General features: G+C 69.7%; 15 protein-coding genes. All 15 read right to left on the bottom strand.

The genetic code is table 11. From position 1 onward, the window contains the following. Positions 1 to 5: 5 nt before the first annotated feature. Positions 6 to 131: a DUF6126 family protein gene (locus OG496_RS46425; RefSeq protein WP_019058824.1), complete on the bottom strand. Its 126-nt coding sequence runs from the start codon at positions 129 to 131 to the stop codon at positions 6 to 8. Then, positions 128 to 760: a helix-turn-helix domain-containing protein gene (locus OG496_RS46420; protein ID WP_405975177.1), complete on the bottom strand. Its 633-nt coding sequence runs from the start codon at positions 758 to 760 to the stop codon at positions 128 to 130. The genes OG496_RS46425 and OG496_RS46420 overlap by 4 nt, the downstream gene beginning before the upstream one ends. 95 nt (positions 761 to 855) lie before the next feature. After that, complete coding sequence (locus OG496_RS46415) at positions 856 to 2,241, bottom strand: aspartate aminotransferase family protein (protein ID WP_405975176.1); 1,386 nt, start codon at positions 2,239 to 2,241, stop codon at positions 856 to 858. Further along, on the bottom strand, positions 2,238 to 4,145 hold the full coding sequence (dxs, locus tag OG496_RS46410) for a 1-deoxy-D-xylulose-5-phosphate synthase (protein WP_405975175.1): 1,908 nt from the start codon (positions 4,143 to 4,145) through the stop codon (positions 2,238 to 2,240). The genes OG496_RS46415 and dxs overlap by 4 nt, the downstream gene beginning before the upstream one ends. 27 nt (positions 4,146 to 4,172) lie before the next feature. Then, positions 4,173 to 5,330 (bottom strand): flavodoxin-dependent (E)-4-hydroxy-3-methylbut-2-enyl-diphosphate synthase, encoded by a 1,158-nt coding sequence (ispG, locus tag OG496_RS46405; protein ID WP_405975174.1) that lies wholly within the window; start codon positions 5,328 to 5,330, stop codon positions 4,173 to 4,175. A 4-nt stretch (positions 5,331 to 5,334) separates the two neighbouring features. Continuing rightward, positions 5,335 to 6,357 (bottom strand): adenosyl-hopene transferase HpnH, encoded by a 1,023-nt coding sequence (gene hpnH / locus OG496_RS46400; RefSeq protein WP_266864586.1) that lies wholly within the window; start codon positions 6,355 to 6,357, stop codon positions 5,335 to 5,337. A 5-nt stretch (positions 6,358 to 6,362) separates the two neighbouring features. Further along, on the bottom strand, positions 6,363 to 7,004 hold the full coding sequence (locus tag OG496_RS46395) for a 1-hydroxy-2-methyl-2-butenyl 4-diphosphate reductase (protein ID WP_366492040.1): 642 nt from the start codon (positions 7,002 to 7,004) through the stop codon (positions 6,363 to 6,365). Further along, a complete protein-coding gene (gene shc, locus OG496_RS46390; RefSeq protein WP_405975173.1) occupies positions 7,004 to 9,010 on the bottom strand; it encodes a squalene--hopene cyclase in 2,007 nt (668 codons plus the stop codon). Before shc ends, OG496_RS46395 begins: the two co-directional genes overlap by 1 nt. Before the next feature lie 112 nt (positions 9,011 to 9,122). Then, on the bottom strand, positions 9,123 to 10,190 hold the full coding sequence (locus OG496_RS46385; RefSeq protein ID WP_405975172.1) for a polyprenyl synthetase family protein: 1,068 nt from the start codon (positions 10,188 to 10,190) through the stop codon (positions 9,123 to 9,125). 62 nt (positions 10,191 to 10,252) lie between these two features. Then, on the bottom strand, positions 10,253 to 11,683 hold the full coding sequence (gene hpnE / locus OG496_RS46380; protein WP_405975171.1) for a hydroxysqualene dehydroxylase HpnE: 1,431 nt from the start codon (positions 11,681 to 11,683) through the stop codon (positions 10,253 to 10,255). After that, positions 11,680 to 11,784 carry a DUF6380 family protein gene (locus OG496_RS46375; RefSeq protein WP_405976837.1) on the bottom strand — a complete coding sequence of 35 codons (105 nt, stop codon included), beginning with the start codon at positions 11,782 to 11,784 and terminating at the stop codon, positions 11,680 to 11,682. Before OG496_RS46375 ends, hpnE begins: the two co-directional genes overlap by 4 nt. 35 nt (positions 11,785 to 11,819) lie before the next feature. Continuing rightward, positions 11,820 to 12,770 carry a presqualene diphosphate synthase HpnD gene (hpnD, locus tag OG496_RS46370; protein WP_405975170.1) on the bottom strand — a complete coding sequence of 317 codons (951 nt, stop codon included), beginning with the start codon at positions 12,768 to 12,770 and terminating at the stop codon, positions 11,820 to 11,822. Next, on the bottom strand, positions 12,767 to 13,669 hold the full coding sequence (gene hpnC, locus OG496_RS46365; RefSeq protein WP_405975169.1) for a squalene synthase HpnC: 903 nt from the start codon (positions 13,667 to 13,669) through the stop codon (positions 12,767 to 12,769). Before hpnC ends, hpnD begins: the two co-directional genes overlap by 4 nt. A gap of 398 nt (positions 13,670 to 14,067) precedes the next feature. Next, positions 14,068 to 14,859 (bottom strand): ABC transporter ATP-binding protein, encoded by a 792-nt coding sequence (locus OG496_RS46360; protein ID WP_405975168.1) that lies wholly within the window; start codon positions 14,857 to 14,859, stop codon positions 14,068 to 14,070. Further along, a complete protein-coding gene (locus OG496_RS46355) occupies positions 14,852 to 15,781 on the bottom strand; it encodes an ABC transporter permease (protein ID WP_405975167.1) in 930 nt (309 codons plus the stop codon). The genes OG496_RS46360 and OG496_RS46355 overlap by 8 nt, the downstream gene beginning before the upstream one ends. Positions 15,782 to 15,812 lie beyond the last annotated feature (31 nt).

Genomic DNA, 15,812 nt, shown 5'->3' with positions numbered 1-15,812 from the left:
GCCGGCTACTTGGCGCCTACGGAGAACAGCAGGTAGATGAAGGCCGCGAAGACGTGGCCGACGGCGATGTAGATGATGAGCCGCACCCACAGGGCGCGGGGGAACTTGTCCTCGATGTTGTTGCCGCTCATGGCGTCTCTCCGGTGATCGGGCCCAGGCACAGGGTGGCCGTGGGGCTCTGCAGCAGGGTGTGGACGAACAGGACCTCGACGCCGTCCTCGTCGGCGGCGGCGAGGCGGTGCGGGGTGAGCGAGTCGAAGTGCGCGCTGTCGCCCGGCGCGAGGAGGTGCGCGGTGTCGCCGAGGCGCAGGCGCAGCCGGCCCTTGAGGACGTACAGCCACTCCTCGCCGGGGTGCACGCGCACGATGTCGCCCTGGGAGCCGCGCGGGATGCGCACGCGCAGCGACTGCATCCCGCGGCCCGGGGCGCCTGCCTGCCAGTAGGTCCAGCCGCCCGCCCAGGTCGGTTCCATGTCGGCGGCGCGGACTACGGCCTCCCGGTCGGTGACCGTCTCACCGAGCAGATCCGAGACTGTCGTACCGTAGATGCGGGCGAGCGCGAGCAGCATCGGCAGCGAGGGCTGGCGTTGCCCGGTCTCCAGACGGGAGAGATGGGCGGGCGAGAGTCCGGCCGAGCGGGCGGCGACCTCCAGGGTGAGGGAGGCGCGGCGGCGCAGGGCCCGGAGCTGTGGTGCGACGGTGGCCGGCAGGTCGTCGACCGGCCCGGCCGACGGTTCCGGCTCGGTCTCGGGAGAGCTCATGCTCTCCATTCAGCCGCAGGCTTGCCCCCGAGGCAAATTCCTTGCCTCAGAGGCAAAAACCCGCGACACCCACCCTCGGCACCCGGCAGAAACCCCTACCGGTTGGCCACCGCCTGCTTCACGAGCGTCTTGCTGAAGTCCCACATCAGCCCGCCACCGCTGTGCGCGTCGTCCATCACGGCGGTGAAGGCGTCCACGAACCGTTCCACCTCACGCTCGCCGATGATCAGCGGCGGGATGAGCTTGATGACCTCCAGGTGGTCGCCGGAGACCTGGGTGAGGATGCGGTGCCGCTGGAGCAGCGGCACGACCACCATCTGTGCGAACAGGCCCTTGCGCGCGGCCTGCAGCATGGTCCAACGGCTGCGCAGCTTCAGCGACTTGGGCCTGCCGAACTCGATGCCGATCATCAGGCCCCGGCCGCGGACGTCGGCGAGCAGCTCGTACTTGTCGACCAGCGCGGCGAGCCGGGACCTCAACTGGTCCCCGGTGGCACGGGCGTTGGCGACGATCTGCTCGTTCTCCATGACCGACAGCACGGCGAGCCCGGCCGCCATGGCCTGGGCGTTGGACCCGAAGCTCGCCGAGTGGACCAGCACCCGGTCCATGGACGAGTAGACCTTCTTGAAGATCCAGTCCTTGCCGAGGGTCGCGCCGACCGGCACATAGCCGCCCGACAACGCCTTGGCCACGCACACCAGGTCCGGCTCCACGCCCTCCTCGTGCTGGTAGGCGTAGAAGTCGCCGGTCCGGCCGAGACCGGTCTGCACCTCGTCCGCGATGAGCAACGCCTTGTGCTGGTGCAGGAGTTCCTGCGCGGCGCGCAGATAGCCGGGCGGCGCCTCGTGCACACCCTTGCCCTGGATCGGCTCGACGACGAGGGCGGCGACGTCGCCCTTCTTCAACTCCCGTGCCAGGGCATCGAGATCGCCGAGCGGTACGGCCGTGTCCGGCAGCAGCGGGGCGAAGCCGTCCCGGAAGCCGTCCTCGCCGTTGACCGAGAGCGAGCCGGTGGTCAGGCCGTGGAAGGCATGGTCGCAGTACAGAACACGGGGTTTCCCGGTGGCGTACCGGGCGAACTTGAGCGCGGTCTCGACCGCCTCCGTACCGCTGTTGCCGAAGAACACCCGGTCCAAGTGCGGGCTGTGGGTGAGGAGTTGCTCGGCGAGCAGGCCGGGCAGCGGCTGGCAGTCGAAGCGGGTGAGGTCGGCGAGCTGGGCGTCGAGGACGTCGTGCACCGCCTTGCGGACGACGGGGTGGTGGCGGCCCAGGCCCATCACCCCGAATCCGGCGAGCATGTCGAGGTAGTCGTTGCCGTCGGCGTCCCAGAAGTAGGCGCCCTCGCCCCGCTCGTAGACCTTGTCGAAGCCGATGGTGTGCAGCATGCGCGGGAGCTGGTGGTTCAGGTACTTGGTGTGCAGCTCGTAGCGCTCGGCTCCGCGCTCGGCCAGCAGCGCGGTGAGGTCGAACTCCTTGGTCATTCGGGTTTCTCCTTGGCTGTGCCGGCGTTCGCGTCCTTGACCGCCAGGCTTGCGCTGATCCGTCCGGCGACCTCGACGGGTGTGAGGCCGATGTCGGCGAGCACCTCCCCGCGTTTGGCGTGCGCGAGGAACTGTTCCGGGATGCCGAACCGCCGTACGGGGACGTCGACTTCGGCATCTCCGAGCGCCAGCGCCACGGCGGCGCCGACGCCGGAGGCACGGCTGTTGTCCTCGACGACGGCCACCAGGCGGTGTTCGGCGGCGAGGCCCGGGAGTGCCGGATCGACGGGTTTGACCCAACGGGGGTCCACGACCGTGCAGTTGATGCCCCGGGCTTCGAGGAGCTCGGCGGCCTGGAGGCAGACGGGCGCCATCACGCCCACGGCGACGAGCAGTACCTCGGGGGTCTCCGGTCCCCGGTGCAGGACGTCGAGGCCGCCCACGCGGTCGATCGCGGGGATCTCCGGTCCGACCGACTCCTTCGGGAAGCGGACCAGGGTAGGCGCGTCGTCGACGGCGACCGCTTCCCGTAGCTGCGCCCGGAGTTGGTCGGCGTCACGCGGCGCGGCGATGCGCAAGCCCGGCACCACCTGGAGGATGGACATGTCCCACATGCCGTTGTGTGACGCTCCGTCAACCCCGGTCACCCCGGCGCGGTCCAGGACGAACGTCACCCCGCAGCGGTGCAACGCCACGTCCATCAGGAGCTGGTCGAAGGCGCGGTTGAGGAAGGTGGCGTAGACGGCGACGACGGGATGCAGCCCGCCGGTCGCCAGACCCGCCGCCGACACGGCCGCGTGCTGTTCGGCGATGCCGACGTCCCACACGCGGTCGGGGAACTTCGCGGCGAACTTGCCGAGGCCGACCGGGTGGAGCATGGCGGCCGTGATGGCCACGACGTCGTCCCGTTCCTCCCCGATGCGCAGGATCTCGTCGCCGAACACGCTGGTCCAGGAAGGGCCGTTGGAGGGGGCGAGGGGTGCGCAGGTGAGCGGGTCCATCACGCCGACGGTGTGGAAGTGGTCCTCCTCGTGGGCGAGGGCGGGTTCGTAGCCGCGCCCCTTCTCCGTGAGGCAGTGGACGAGGACCGGGCCGTGGAAGCGTTTCGCGCGGCGCAGCGCGGACTCGACGGCGCCGATGTCGTGTCCGTCGATCGGGCCGACGTACTTGAGGCCCAGGTCCTCGAACATGCCCTGCGGGGCGAACGCGTCCTTGAAGCCCTTCTTCGCGCCGTGCAGCGACTCGTAGATCGTGTTGCCGACGACCGGGGTGCGCAGCAGGACGCTCTTGCCCCAGGCGAGGACCTGTTCGTAGCTGTCGGTCGTGCGCAGGGTCGCCAGGTGGTTGGCGAGGCCGCCGATGGTGGGCGAGTAGGACCGCTCGTTGTCGTTGACGACGATGATCAGCGGCCGGTCCTTGGCGGCGGCGATGTTGTTCAGCGCCTCCCACGCCATGCCGCCGGTGAGCGCGCCGTCGCCGATGACCGCGACGACATGGCCCTTCTCCCCCTGTACCTGGCGGGCCTTGGCGAGGCCGTCGGCCCAGCCGAGCGCGGTGGAGGCGTGGCTGTTCTCGATGACGTCGTGCTCGGACTCCTCGCGCGAGGGATAGCCGGACAGGCCACCCTTGCTGCGCAGCTTCGAGAAGTCCTGACGGCCCGTCAGGATCTTGTGTACGTAGCTCTGGTGGCCGGTATCCCAGAGGATGCGGTCGGTCGGTGACTCGAAGACCCGGTGCAGCGCGATGGTCAGTTCCACCACACCCAGGTTGGGCCCGAGGTGTCCGCCGGTCCTGGCCACCGCGTGGACCAGGAACTCCCTTATTTCTTCGGACAGTTCGCCGAGTTCCGCCTCGGACAGCGACTTCAGGTCGCGTGGTTGCCGGATGCTCTCCAGAATCGTCACGTCGGGCCCCCTTCGGTCCGTGCTGTTTCAGCTCACGGTGACGGCCGGTTCCCCCGCCGCGACGCCGTCCTGCTCCATCTGTTCGGCGATCTTCATCGCCTCCTCGATGAGGGTCTCCACGATCTTCGACTCGGGCACGGTCTTGACGACCTCGCCCTTGACGAAGATCTGGCCCTTCCCGTTGCCGGAGGCGACCCCCAGGTCCGCCTCCCGCGCCTCACCGGGTCCGTTGACGACGCAGCCCATGACCGCGACGCGCAGCGGCACCTCCATGCCCTCCAGGCCCGCCGTGACCTCGTCGGCGAGCTTGTAGACGTCCACCTGGGCGCGCCCGCAGGACGGGCACGACACGATCTCCAGGCGGCGGGGCTTGAGGTTCAGCGACTCCAGGATCTGGAGGCCGACCTTGACCTCCTCCACCGGCGGGGCGGACAGCGACACCCGGATCGTGTCGCCGATGCCCTCGCTCAGCAGCGCCCCGAAGGCGACCGCCGACTTGATCGTGCCCTGGAAGGCGGGCCCGGCCTCGGTGACCCCGAGGTGCAGCGGATAGTCGCTCTGCGCGGCCAGCTGCCGGTAGGCGTTGACCATCACCACGGGGTCGCTGTGCTTCACCGAGATCTTGATGTCGCGGAAGCCGTGCTCCTCGAAGAGGGACGCCTCCCACAGGGCCGACTCGACGAGCGCCTCGGGCGTCGCCTTGCCGTACTTCTGGAGCAGACGGCGGTCCAGGGAACCGGCGTTGACCCCGATGCGGATCGGCGTGCCGTGGTCCTTGGCGGCCCGCGCGATCTCCTTGACCTTGTCGTCGAACTGCTTGATGTTGCCGGGATTGACGCGAACCGCCGCGCAGCCGGCCTCGATCGCGGCGAAGACGTACTTGGGCTGGAAGTGGATGTCGGCGATCACCGGGATCTGCGACTTGCGGGCGATGGTCGCCAGCGCGTCCGCGTCGTCCTGCGTGGGGCAGGCGACGCGGACGATCTGGCAGCCGGACGCGGTGAGTTCGGCGATCTGTTGCAGGGTGGCGCCGATGTCCGACGTACGGGTCGTGGTCATCGACTGGACCGAGACGGGAGCCCCGCCCCCGACCGCCACCGGCCCGACCTCGATCCGTCGCGACACACGTCGCTCGGCGATCGACCGGACCGGTACCTCGGGGACGCCCAAGGAAATGGCGGTCATCGCGTCACTCGCGGTTTCCGGAGACCGTCTCGCGCATGGCGCGCAGCGACTCCTTGAGCGAGCCCATGGTGGCGAGGACGGCGGTCGGCTCGTAGCCGCAGTGCGCCATGCAGTTGGCGCAGCGCGGGTCCTTGCCGCGGCCGTACTTGTCCCAGTCGGTCTCCTCGATCAGCTCCCGGTACGTCGGGACGTACCCGTCGCTCATCAAGTAGCAGGGGCGCTGCCAGCCGAAGAGCGAGTAGTTCGGGATCGCCCACGCGGTGCACGGGAAGTCGACCTTGCCCTCCAGGAAGTCCAGGAAGAGCGGGGAGTGGTTGAGCCGCCACTTGCGCCGGTTGCCGCCCGCGAAGGCCTTCTTGAACAACTCGCGGGTCTGTTCCACGCCCAGGAAGTGCTCCTGGTCGGGCGCCTTCTCGTAGGCGTAGGCGGGCGAGATCATCATCTCGTCGACCTTGAGGTCGTCGTTGAGGAAGTTGAGCACCTCGATGATGGTCTGCGGGGTGTCGGTGTTGAAGAAGGTCGAGTTGGTGGTGACCCGGAAGCCGCGCTTCTTGGCCTCCTTGATCGCCTCGACAGCCTCGTCGAACACACCCTCCTTCGCCACGGACTCGTCGTGCCGCTCGCGCAGCCCGTCGATGTGCACCGCGAAGGCGAAGTACGGGGAGGGCTTGAACTTGTCCATCTTCTTGCGCAGCAGCATGGCGTTGGTGCAGAGGAAGACGTACTTCTTCTTCGCCACCAACTGCCGCACGATCTCGTCGATCTGAGGGTGCATCAGCGGCTCACCGCCGGCGATGGACACCATCGGCGCACCGGACTCCAGCACCGCCCCGACGGCCTGGGCCACCGGCATGCGCTGCTTGAGCACCCCGGCGGGGTGCTGGATCTTGCCGCAGCCCTCGCATGCGAGGTTGCATGCGAAGAGAGGCTCCAACTCCACGATCAGGGGGAACTTGTCCCTCTTGCGGAGCTTCTGTTCAGCCAAGTATGTAGCGACCTTGATTGTCTGGCGCAGCGGCATGGCCATCTGGCTCACCTCCGGGGGAGCAGCAAAGAACGGTGCCATTCGAAAAAAGCGGGAAGAACGGATCGAAGAACGCGGAAAGCCGATATTCCACCGCGCACCGTGCCGATCCGGACGAGTTCATGTTCAGGAGCGTCCACGACCACCCGTACGGCCGCAACCGGGCGCGCGCCCGTACGCACGGCGCTCAGCAGCGTGGCCGCCGACTCCATGTCGACCGCGATTGCGCCGGTCGCGAGCAGATCCGACCGTTCCTGACCGCGGACGATGTGATCGGAGCCGGTCAGGGGGCCGGTGTGGACGGTGCGGCCGGGCAGGGCCCGCACCAGTTCCTTGACGAGCAGCTCGGTACCGACGCACGGAACGGTTCCGCGCGCCTCCCTGGTCTCCTCGGCGACCACCAGGTCGCCGGGGTGCATACCGGGGGCGAGTCCGGCGCAGAAGCCCGTGGCCAGTACGGCGGCCTCGGACAGCGCCGGCTCGGTGAGGCGCCGGGTGACGGCCTCCTCGGCCGCCTGGGGCCCCATCCCCGTCCTGAGGAAGGTGACCGGCCCGTCGGCGCCGGAGCGGTCGCCTGCGCGCAGGGCGAGGCGCTCGATGCCGAGCGCGCAGGCGATCAGCAGCGGCGGTCCGGCGGACTGTCTGCCCATCAGCCCCCCTTGGCCGGGGAGAACGGTGTCTGGGAGAACGGTTCTCCGTGCACGTAGCGCCCGAGCGCGGTGAGCGGGAAGACCTGCCGGTAGAGGTGGTAGTTGATGGAGAAGTCCCACGGGAAGCCCGTGCCGGTGAAGTAGGGCTCGTCCCAGGACCCGTCCTCCCGCTGGGTCGCCGCGAGCCACTCCACACCGCGTTCCACGGCCTTGGAGTCCCGCTCCCCGGCCGCGAGCAGGGCCATCAGCGCCCAGGCCGTCTGCGAGGCGGTGGAGGCGCCCCGGCCGCTCCATTCCTTGGCGTACTTGTAGGAGCGCAGGTCCTCGCCCCAGCCGCCGTCGTCGTTCTGCACGGTCTCCAGCCAGGTGACCGCGCGCCGGATCGCCGGATGCGAGCCGGGGATCCCGGCGGCCGCGAGCGCCGGTACGACGGACCCGGTGCCGTAGACGTAGTTGACGCCCCAGCGGCCGAACCACGAGCCGTCCGGCTCCTGTTCGGCGAGCAGCCACTCGATGCCGCGCCGGGTGCGCGGGTCGTGGGCGAGGCCCTCGACGGCGAGCATCTCGACGACGTGCGCGGTGACGTCCGCCGACGGCGGGTCGATGACCTCGCCGAAGTCGCAGAACGGCAGCCGGTTGGGGAAGGGGCTGGTGTTGTCGACGTCGAAGGCGCCCCAACCGCCGTTCTTCGACTGCATTCCGAGGTTCCAGCGGACCGCGCGTCCGGCGGCCCGGTCGAGGCGCTCCGGGTCGTGATGTCTGACCCGGCGCAGCGCGAGCACGACCTCGGCGGTGTCGTCGATGTCGGGGTAGTTGTCGTTGTGGAACTCGAACGCCCAGCCACCGGGCGGCAGTTGGGGCCGCTTGACCGCCCAGTCGCCGGGGCGGACGATCTCCTCCCCGAGCATCCAGTCGGCCGCCTTGACCAGTTGGGGGTGGTCGGCCGGCACGCCCGCGTCGGCGAGCGCGATGGTCGCGAGGCAGGTGTCCCACACCGGGGACTGGCAGGCCTCGATCATCCGGGCCCCGTCCTCGCGCCAGACCGCGAACCGGTCCAGCGACTCAAGTCCCGCGCGCATCACGGGGTGTTCGAGGTCATAGCCGAGCAGATGCAGGGCGATCACCGAGTACACGGCCGGCGGCTGGATGCCGCCCCAGCAGCCGTCGTTCTCCTGCCGCTCGATGATCCAGCGGCCGGCCGCCTTCATCGCGGCCTTGCGCAGCTTGCGCGGGGCCACCTTGCGGTAGAGGTGCAGCCCCTTGTCGAGCCGCTGGAAGGCGCCGTCCCAACTCGCCACCGGGGCAAGCGGCTTGACCGGGTTCGGGTTGTCCGCGTCGGTGTGCAGTTCGTCGAGCGGGAAGGGCGCGGGCCGTACCGGCCGCTTCGCGGAGACCACCGTCAGCGGCACGATGGTCTGCCGGGCCCAGCATCCGAAGTCGTAGATGTTGAGCGGCACCCAGGTCGGGAAGTACAGGAGCTCCGGCGGGAGTTCGGGCAGGTCGTCCCACTTCCACCAGCCGAACAGCGCGAGCCAGATCCGGGTGAAGACGCGGGCCGCGGCGATCCCGCCCCGCTCCCGGACCCACGCGGACGCCTTCGCCATGTGCGGGGCGTCCGGCGCGTCCCCGGCCAGCCGGAGGGCGACGTACGCCTCGATGGTGGTGGAGAGTTCACCGGGTCCGCCGTAGAAGCTCGCCCAGGTGCCGTCCTCGCGCTGCTCGCCGCGGATGAAGAGTGCGGCGGCCTGGGTCGTCGACTCGTCGCGGATGCCCAGGAACTGACGGAGCAGCAGATCCTCGGCGTCCATCGTGACGTTCGTCTCCAGGTCGCCCTTCCACCAGCCCTGGGCGTCCTGCTGCGAGAGGAGGAAGTCGGTGGCGCGTTGGACCGAGAGCGCGGCGGCGTCGTGCACCCCGGCCGCCACGGGGGTGTTGATGTCGGTTTCGCTGGCCGCGGCAACACGGGGAGGCATGGCCCCGGTGCTTCCGTCGGTCGTCGCTGTCATGGCTTCCCCTTCGTGCAGTGGCATGTCTCTGCTGTGGGTCCGCCGTCGGCCGGTACTCGTATCTTCGCAGCACCGGCCGGCGACTACGCGAGGGCTATTCGACCGATAGTGATCATCTCTTTCGTACGACGACGAAGTCGGCGAGCGCCGTGAACTGCGCCCGAACCCGGTCGGGCATGTCGATGGCGTCGAGGGCCTCGATGGCGATGGTGTGCTGACGGCGTGCCTCTTCGGCGGTCCACTCGCGGCCGCCGGCCTCCTCGATGAGCGCGGCACGGGCCGCGAACTCCTCCTCGGAGAAGTTCTCGAAGTCGCTGCTCTTGGCGTCGGCGGCGAGGATCTCGCCGAGCCGCTCGGAGGCGGGTCCGCCCGCCGCGAGCGCCGCCACCACGGGCAGGGACTTCTTGCGCTGGCGCAGATCGCTCCAGGTCTGCTTCCCGGTGGCCTCCGGGTCGCCCCAGATGCCGAGGAGGTCGTCGACGGCCTGGAAGGCCAGGCCGAGGTGGTGACCGTACTTCTCCAGGATGTCGGCGGTGCGGTCGTCCGCACCGCCGAGCACGGCGCCGATGGAGGAGGCACAGGCGAGCAGGGCGCCGGTCTTGTTGCCCTCCATCTCCAGGCACTCCTCGACGCTGACGCGGTCGCGGTGCTCGTAGGAGATGTCCTGCGCCTGACCGTCGATGAGGGCGCGGGTCGCGGTGGTCAGACGGCGGGTGGCGCGGCCGGCCTCGACGGTGCCGAGCTCCAGCAGGACCTCGTTGGCCAGCGCGAACAGGGCGTCGCCGACGAGGATGGCCTGGGAGGGGCCGTGCACCTTCCACACGGTGTCGCGGTGGCGGCGCTGTTCGTCGCCGTCCATCAGGTCGTCGTGCAGCAGCGAGAAGTTGTGGACCAGTTCGACGGCGACGGCGCCGGGGATGCCGGTCTCGGGCGAGGCGCCGGTGACCTCCGCGGAGAGCACGGCGAGCGCGGGGCGTACGGCCTTGCCGCCGTCGCCGTCCGCCGGGTTGCCCTCGGCGTCGATCCAGCCGAAGTGGTAGGCGGCGACGGTGTCCATGGGGGGAGCCAGGCGGTCCACGGCCGCCCGCAGTACCGGTGTGGCAAGGGTCCGGCCGCGCTCCAGGAGCGCGGACACGTCCACCGCGTCGGCAGCCGTCTCGGCCGGGGGCACAGTGGGCACAGTCTCTCCTCTTGTCGCGGTACCGGAGGTGCGGGGGCCGCCTGCCGCCTGCTGATCGAGCATCACGCCGCCTCCTCGACTTCGAAGAGGTGACGGGGGCGGGGCCGGCCCAGGGCGGCGAGTGCGGCGTCCGCCGCGCTCACCCCACTGCGGACCGCACTCTCCATGGTCGCGGGCCACCCTGTGGCGGTCCACGCTCCGGCCAGGTACAGGCCGGGGGCCTTGGTGCGGGCGCCGGGCCGCAGCCGTCCGACGCCGGGGGCGGGAGCGAACGTCGCCGTGCGCTCCCTGGTCACGAAGAAGTCCTTCACCTCGGCGCCGCGCGCACCGGGCAGCAGCCGCTCCAGCTCGGGCAGGTAGCGCTCCCGCAGCTCGGCCACGGGCGCGTCGATCTCGTCGTGCACGGCGGACTGGGACAGCGCCAGGTACTGGCCGTCCTTCAGCCCGGACGCGTCGGTCCGGTCGAACACCCACTGCACCGGGGTACCCAGCGCCGCGAAGAACGGGCGGGCGAGCACCTTGCGGTCGTAGACGACATGGACGTTGAGGATCGGCGAGTAGTCGATCGACAGCAGCCGCTCGGGCTCGTCGAGGGCGCCGTCGGGCAGCAGATCGTGGGCCTCGCGCTGCGGTACGGCGAGCACGACGGTGTCGGCCTCAAGAGTCTCGCCGGGACAGTGAACGCTCCAACGGCCGTTCTCGTCTGTAGAGATGGAGGTGACGCGTGTACGGAGTTCGGTGCGCACGCCCGCGGAGTCGAGCGCCTTGCGGGCGAGCCGGTCGTGCAGTTCGCCCAGCGGGACGTGTGCCCAGCCGATGTCGGCCGCGCCCGGGTCGGAGAGCAGACCGGTCTTGAACACCATCGCGGCGAGAGCGAGCGAGGAGTCGCCCGCGACCGCGTTGAGGGTGGCGACCCCGACCAGGTCCCACAGTGCCTCGACGGCACGCGCCGACTGACCGTGCGCGGTCAGCCAGCTGCCGAAGTTCTGCGCGTCCAGGGCCGGATCGGCGAGATCGAGCCCTTTGAGCGCGAGCGCGGCACGGCCCACTTTGGCGCGCTCCGCGAACGAGAGATGCGGGTACGTCGCGAGGCTGCGCCCCAGATGCAGCGGCACGGGCAGCGGGTCGCGCCGGAGTCTGCCGAGACGGCGCCCCTCGGGGCGGTTCACGTCGAGTACGGGCACGTCGAGACGATCCTGCAGCGGAGCCAGCGCCGCGCCCTCGATGCGGTCGAGGAACCAGCGGTAGGCGGTGCAGCAGCGCAGGTACACGTGCTGGCCGTTGTCGACGGTGAGGTCGCCGCGCTGGAAGGAGAAGGCGAGTCCGCCCAGGCGCGGGCGGCCTTCGAGCAGGGTGACGCGGACACCGGCGTCGGCGAGCGCGAGGGCGGAGGTGATGCCGGCGAGGCCGCCGCCGATCACGACGGCATGCCGTCCGGCCGGTCCTGTCGCCGGCCCGGCGGGCAGCCCGTCGGGCCGCGTCCCGTCGCTCATCGTGCACTCCCCCCTGCGCGCCCACCGCGGCGCTCGAACCAGCCACGGCAGACCGTTGCAGTCAGGGACGCCGCTTCGCACCGGAGGGTTGCGTGCCGCATTTCTCCGGTGCCGTCACCTTGGCCCACTTTGTCCATCAGGTGCGCCTCCTGAGGGTGCTCCGCGTGACGTGCCGGGCATCCAGACCGGACAGGCCGCGCACGGCGACGTAGGCCTTCTCGCGGCCGGGCAGGGAGACGCGGCCGCGCAGGACGGCCTCCGGCTCGCGCTCGATACGGTCCAGCAGGCGGCGGTAGATGCCGGCCATGGCGGCGACGCAGGCGCCGCTGCGGCGGTCGAGCATGGGGAGCAGCCGGTAGCCCTCGGCGAAGAGAGTGCGGGCCCGGCGCACCTCGAAGTGCACGAGACCCGCGAAGTCGGAACCCTCCGGCGGCGTCGGCCCGTTGAACCCGGCCGAGCAGCCGAATTTCGCGAGATCGTCGGCGGGCAGATAGGTACGGCCGTTCTCGGCGTCCTCGCGGACGTCTCTGAGGATGTTGGTGAGCTGGAGCGCGAGCCCCAGCGTGTCGGCGTACTCCGAGGCGCGCTCGACGCCGCGCGCTCCCGGTTCGGTGCCGAACACGCCGAGCGACAGCCGCCCGATCGCACCCGCGACACACCGGCAGTAGACCTTCAGGTCGTCCCAGGTCTCGTAGGTCTCGCCGCGGACGTCCAGCAGGACGCCGTCGATGAGCTCGTCCAGGCCGTCGAGCGGGACCGGGAAGGCCTCGGCCGTGTGCGCGAGGGCGACCGCGACCGGGTCGGTGTCGTCCTCCTCGACCTTGCCCTCGCGGACCCGGGTGAGCAGCGCCCGGGTGTCCTCCAGGCGTGCCGACTTCACGTCGGTCGGCAGTGTGCCGTCGCCGATGTCGTCGACGCGCCGGGAGAACGCGTACAGCGCCGACATCGCGCGGCGCTTGGGCGTCGGCAGCAGTCTGATGCCGTACGCGAAGTTACGTGCCTGCTGACCGGTGACGGCCTCGCAGTAGCTGTAGGCGGCGAGTACCGGTGCGGACATGTGCGGTGCAGACTCCACGCTGCGGATCACCCCTCTCCTCGCAGAGTCACGCCCACCTCACGCAGCAACTGGATCTTGCCGGGTTTGGGCGGGCCGGGAAGTACGTCGTATTCAGCGGCGACGATCGCTCGGATCGCCGCCCTTCCCCCCGCCACGAACCCCGCGAGCAGCAGCTTCAGTCTGCCGTGGACGCTACCCACCAGGGGGGCGCCTTCATTCAGGAGATCCCGGGCGCGTTCTGCTTCGTATGCAACCAGTGCGCGCACCGATGCGCCCGCGGAGGGCGTGGCGAGATCCGCTTCCTGGACGTGAAAGCGCTTCATGTCCTGGGCGGGCAGGTAGATGCGGTCGTGGCCGAGGTCCTCGGCCACGTCCTGCAGGTGTTCGACGATCTGAAGTGCGGTACAGATCGCGTCGGACAGCCGGACCCGCTCGGGGGTCTCGGTACCGGTGACGCCGAGGACCAGGCGGCCGACCGGGTTGGCGGACAGTTCACAGTAGGCGAGGAGATCGTCGTAGGTCTCGTAGCGCGTGACGAGCTGGTCCTGGCGGTTCGCGGCGATCAGGCCCAGGAAGGGTTCGGGGGTCAGCGCGCACCGGCGGACGGTCGGCTGGAGGCGGCGCAGCAGGGGGTGGCCGGGGGTACCGTCGAAGACGCGGTGCAGATCGGCCTCGAAGGCGTCGAGGAGGAGCAGGCGGTCCTCGGCGTCCACGGGCGACACGCCGAGGAGGCGGGCGTCCGCGCCGCCGGGGGCCAGATCGCCGTCGCCGATGTCGTCGACGAGGCGGGCGAATCCGTACACCGCCATGAGATCGGTGCGCCAGGCTCTGGGCAGGAAGAAAGGCGCCACGGGGAAGTTCTCTCCCGCGGCCTTGTCGAGTGTGCCGCGCTCCGGATCACCGGTGCCGGCGGAGCCGGTTCCCGTCACCGCTCACAGCCAGGGGCGGGGACGGCGCATGCTTCGGTGAGCTGGGGAGTTTCCGTAGCCATTGCCGTCACATCTCCCGTTCTACACTGCCGACCCAATACACACTATTTCGGACACGCCGCCCAGTCGTCCGCACGGTTAAACGCAGGCTTACCCGCAGAAGGGTGTCGCGCATTATCGCCCCACTTGCCGCTATTCGGCACCGGTACAGCTTACGTTGTACAACGCAGCGAGCTTCCTCGGGGTGTCCTGCACATCACAACAACACACCGATTGGCGTCAAGATTCCTTGGGCCGGGCCGAGTTGACGTTTCCTTTGCAGACGCGGAGCCCCGCCGGAACAGTTCCGGCGGGGCCCTGGGAAGCGTTCTGGGCTTTTGCGCCCCTATGCGTGTGGACTACTTGCCCGTGAACTTCTCGTACTCCTTGATGACCTCGTCGGTCGGGCCGTCCATCCGGAGTTCGCCGCGTTCCAGCCACAGCACCCGGTCGCAGGTGTCGCGGATCGACTTGTTGTTGTGACTGACGAGAAACACCGTGCCCGCGGACTTGCGCAGCTCGCGGATGCGCTCCTCGGAGCGGACCTGGAACTTGCGGTCGCCGGTGGCCAGCGCCTCGTCGATCATCAGGACGTCGTGGTCCTTCGCCGCCGCGATGGAGAAACGCAGCCGGGCCGCCATGCCGGAGGAGTAGGTGCGCATCGGGAGGGTGATGAAGTCGCCCTTCTCGTTGATGCCGGAGAAGTCGACGATCTCCTGGTAGCGCTCCCTGACCTGCTCGCGGGACATGCCCATGGCGAGCCCGCCCAGGATGACGTTGCGCTCGCCGGTGAGGTCGTTCATCAGGGCCGCGTTCACGCCCAGCAGCGAGGGCTGGCCGTTGGTGTAGACCCGGCCCTTCTCCGCCGGGAGCAGGCCCGCGATGGCCCGCAGCAGGGTCGACTTGCCGGAGCCGTTCGAGCCGATGAGGCCGACGGCCTCGCCGCGGTAGGCGACGAAGGAGACGCCCTTGACGGCGTGCACCTTGCGCACCCCGCGCTCCTCGCCGCGCTTGACTATGCGGCTGAGGGCGGAGGTGGCGCTGCCCTTGCCGGTCTTGGCGCCGTGCACGCGGTAGACGATGTGCAGCTCGTCCGCGATGACGGTGGGGATCAGATCCTGGGGGGTCTGCTCGACGCTCTGCTCAGCCACGGCCGTACCTCTCCTCCGCCTGCCAGAAGTACACGAAGCCGCCGGCGAACAGGACCACGGCCCAGAAGGTGGCGATGGCCCAGACGTGCGGCGGCAGGTTCGACGAGCCGTAGCCGTCGATGAGCGCGAAGCGCATCAGGTCCATGTAGATGGCGGCCGGGTTCACCTGCAGGATGCGGATGAACACCTCGGAGCGGCCCTCCATCATCGCGCTGATGGAGAACATGACGCCCGACGTGTACATCCAGGTACGCAGGATGAACGGCATCAGCTGGGCGAGGTCCGGGGTCTTGGCGCCCATCCGCGCCACGATCAGCGCGAGCCCGGTGTTGAAGAGGAACTGCAGCAGCAGGACCGGGAGGATCAGCAGCCAGGACAGGCTGGGGTAGCTGCCGAAGCCGACGACGATGATGAACAGCACGAGCATCGAGAACAGCAGTTGCTGGAGCTGCTGGAGCGCGAAGGAGATCGGCAGCGAGGCGCGCGGGAAGTGCAGCGCGCGCACCAGGCCGAGGTTGCCGGAGATCGCGCGGACGCCCGCCATGATCGAGCTCTGCGTGAAGGTGAACACGAAGACGCCGGTGACCAGGAACGGGATGTACACGTCCCTGGACATGCCCCGGCTGGCCTTCAGGATGACGCCGAAGATGAAGAAGTACACGGCCGCGTTCAGCAGCGGCGTGGCCACCTGCCAGAGCTGGCCGAGCTTCGCCTGGCTGTACTGGGCCGTCAGCTTCGCCTGGGAGAAGGCGAGGATGAAGTGCCGGCGTCCCCAGAGCTGGCGGACGTACTCGGCGAGTCCGGGGCGGGCACCGCTCACCGTCAGCCCGTACTTGGCGGACAGTTGTGCCGCTGTGAGGCCTTCGTCGGGCGACGGACGCGGGCTCACCGCGACTCCGCCGTCATGCGTTGTCTCACTCAAGGGTGGATGCCTTCATTTTCGGATTCGTCTT

Source organism: Streptomyces sp. NBC_00988, assembly GCF_045162645.1.
In the GTDB taxonomy this organism is placed as follows: Bacteria; Actinomycetota; Actinomycetes; order Streptomycetales; family Streptomycetaceae; genus Streptomyces.
The sequence above is the reverse complement of the archived record's forward strand: the minus strand, read 5'-3'. Positions and strand labels throughout refer to the sequence as shown.

Bases quoted from the DNA above. Each gene is read 5' to 3' on its own strand.
- hpnE (WP_405975171.1), bottom strand. From the start codon at position 11,683: ATGAGCGACGGGACGCGGCCCGACGGGCTGCCCGCCGGGCCGGCGACA.
- OG496_RS46420 (WP_405975177.1), bottom strand. From the start codon at position 760: ATGAGCTCTCCCGAGACCGAGCCGGAACCGTCGGCCGGGCCGGTCGAC.
- ispG (WP_405975174.1), bottom strand. From the start codon at position 5,330: ATGACCGCCATTTCCTTGGGCGTCCCCGAGGTACCGGTCCGGTCGATC.
- OG496_RS46375 (WP_405976837.1), bottom strand. From the start codon at position 11,784: ATGCGGCACGCAACCCTCCGGTGCGAAGCGGCGTCCCTGACTGCAACG.
- OG496_RS46415 (WP_405975176.1), bottom strand. From the start codon at position 2,241: ATGACCAAGGAGTTCGACCTCACCGCGCTGCTGGCCGAGCGCGGAGCC.
- OG496_RS46395 (WP_366492040.1), bottom strand. From the start codon at position 7,004: ATGGGCAGACAGTCCGCCGGACCGCCGCTGCTGATCGCCTGCGCGCTC.
- shc (WP_405975173.1), bottom strand. From the start codon at position 9,010: ATGACAGCGACGACCGACGGAAGCACCGGGGCCATGCCTCCCCGTGTT.
- OG496_RS46425 (WP_019058824.1), bottom strand. From the start codon at position 131: ATGAGCGGCAACAACATCGAGGACAAGTTCCCCCGCGCCCTGTGGGTG.
- hpnH (WP_266864586.1), bottom strand. From the start codon at position 6,357: ATGGCCATGCCGCTGCGCCAGACAATCAAGGTCGCTACATACTTGGCT.